This is a genomic window from Paraburkholderia sp. 22099, from assembly GCF_052045835.1.
GTDB classification, from domain to species: domain Bacteria; phylum Pseudomonadota; class Gammaproteobacteria; order Burkholderiales; family Burkholderiaceae; genus Paraburkholderia; species Paraburkholderia terricola.
Genome location: NZ_JBQEPU010000074.1, coordinates 1 through 2,132 on the forward strand (window position 1 = coordinate 1; position 2,132 = coordinate 2,132).

Sequence of the window (2,132 nt, forward strand, 5' to 3'; positions counted from 1 at the left end):
CGTACACAGAACACTGCGCATTGAGGATTGGTGGAGGATGACGGGATCGAACCGACGACCCCCTGCTTGCAAAGCAGGTGCTCTCCCAGCTGAGCTAATCCCCCGGGATCATGCAGATGCGCCAGAGGGGTTGCATTCAGCACACCAGACAAGACAATGGTGGGTCTGGATGGGTTCGAACCATCGACCCCCGCCTTATCAAGACGGTGCTCTAACCAGCTGAGCTACAGACCCCTGAGTCTGCCTGATTTCACAGCCGATAAGCGTGAGCGCTCAACACTTGGACGCGTTAGCTCGAGAAAGGAGGTGATCCAGCCGCACCTTCCGATACGGCTACCTTGTTACGACTTCACCCCAGTCATGAATCCTACCGTGGTGACCGTCCTCCTTGCGGTTAGACTAGCCACTTCTGGTAAAACCCACTCCCATGGTGTGACGGGCGGTGTGTACAAGACCCGGGAACGTATTCACCGCGGCATGCTGATCCGCGATTACTAGCGATTCCAGCTTCACGCACTCGAGTTGCAGAGTGCGATCCGGACTACGATCGGTTTTCTGGGATTGGCTCCACCTCGCGGCTTGGCGACCCTCTGTTCCGACCATTGTATGACGTGTGAAGCCCTACCCATAAGGGCCATGAGGACTTGACGTCATCCCCACCTTCCTCCGGTTTGTCACCGGCAGTCTCCCTGGAGTGCTCTTGCGTAGCAACTAGGGACAAGGGTTGCGCTCGTTGCGGGACTTAACCCAACATCTCACGACACGAGCTGACGACAGCCATGCAGCACCTGTGTTACGGCTCCCTTTCGGGCACTCCCACCTCTCAGCAGGATTCCGTACATGTCAAGGGTAGGTAAGGTTTTTCGCGTTGCATCGAATTAATCCACATCATCCACCGCTTGTGCGGGTCCCCGTCAATTCCTTTGAGTTTTAATCTTGCGACCGTACTCCCCAGGCGGTCAACTTCACGCGTTAGCTACGTTACCAAGCCAATGAAGGCCCGACAACTAGTTGACATCGTTTAGGGCGTGGACTACCAGGGTATCTAATCCTGTTTGCTCCCCACGCTTTCGTGCATGAGCGTCAGTATTGGCCCAGGGGGCTGCCTTCGCCATCGGTATTCCTCCACATCTCTACGCATTTCACTGCTACACGTGGAATTCTACCCCCCTCTGCCATACTCTAGCCCGCCAGTCACAAATGCAGTTCCCAGGTTAAGCCCGGGGATTTCACATCTGTCTTAGCGGACCGCCTGCGCACGCTTTACGCCCAGTAATTCCGATTAACGCTTGCACCCTACGTATTACCGCGGCTGCTGGCACGTAGTTAGCCGGTGCTTATTCTTCCGGTACCGTCATCCCCCCGCCGTATTAGGGCTGAGGTTTTCTTTCCGGACAAAAGTGCTTTACAACCCGAAGGCCTTCTTCACACACGCGGCATTGCTGGATCAGGCTTGCGCCCATTGTCCAAAATTCCCCACTGCTGCCTCCCGTAGGAGTCTGGGCCGTGTCTCAGTCCCAGTGTGGCTGGTCGTCCTCTCAGACCAGCTACAGATCGTCGCCTTGGTAGGCCTTTACCCCACCAACTAGCTAATCTGCCATCGGCCGCCCCTGTAGCGCGAGGTCCCGAAGGAGCCCCCGCTTTCCTCCGCAGAGCGTATGCGGTATTAATCCGGCTTTCGCCGGGCTATCCCCCACTACAGGACACGTTCCGATGTATTACTCACCCGTTCGCCACTCGCCACCAGGGTTGCCCCCGTGCTGCCGTTCGACTTGCATGTGTAAGGCATGCCGCCAGCGTTCAATCTGAGCCAGGATCAAACTCTTCAGTTCAATGCCTGTTACTGTTTTTCGGTTGTTTTACCAACCGGTCGCTCACTCAACGTACTGACGAATGATCATCCTGTCTTTCAACAGGAAAACCTTCCTTTCATTACTGTGTGAGACTTGATACTTTCGCTTCCGGCAGACCCCGAAGAATCCACCGCGCGCCGCGCATCAAGCGCCCACACTTATCGGCTGTTAGTTTTTAAAGATCACTTACGCATTCACCACCGTCACGACGCCCACTTCAACCACCCGGCACCGCTTCGTTCTGCGTCGCTGCATCTGCAGCAGAGAAACGAGATTATG

The 2,132-nt window shown here is 55.7% G+C and carries 2 tRNA genes and 1 rRNA gene; all 3 read right to left on the bottom strand.

Features of this window, described 5'->3' with window-relative positions:
• Nucleotides 1-28: 28 nt before the first annotated feature.
• The 3 genes from ACTJLC_RS31650 to ACTJLC_RS31660 all read right to left on the bottom strand — a co-directional run bounded on the left by ACTJLC_RS31650 (nucleotide 29) and on the right by ACTJLC_RS31660 (nucleotide 1,832).
• A tRNA-Ala gene (locus tag ACTJLC_RS31650) sits at nucleotides 29-104 on the bottom strand.
• 53 nt (nucleotides 105-157) lie between these two features.
• Nucleotides 158-234: transfer RNA gene (locus ACTJLC_RS31655), tRNA-Ile, on the bottom strand.
• A 65-nt stretch (nucleotides 235-299) separates the two neighbouring features.
• Nucleotides 300-1,832: ribosomal RNA gene (locus ACTJLC_RS31660) — 16S ribosomal RNA — on the bottom strand.
• Between the last annotated feature and the right edge of the window lie 300 nt (nucleotides 1,833-2,132).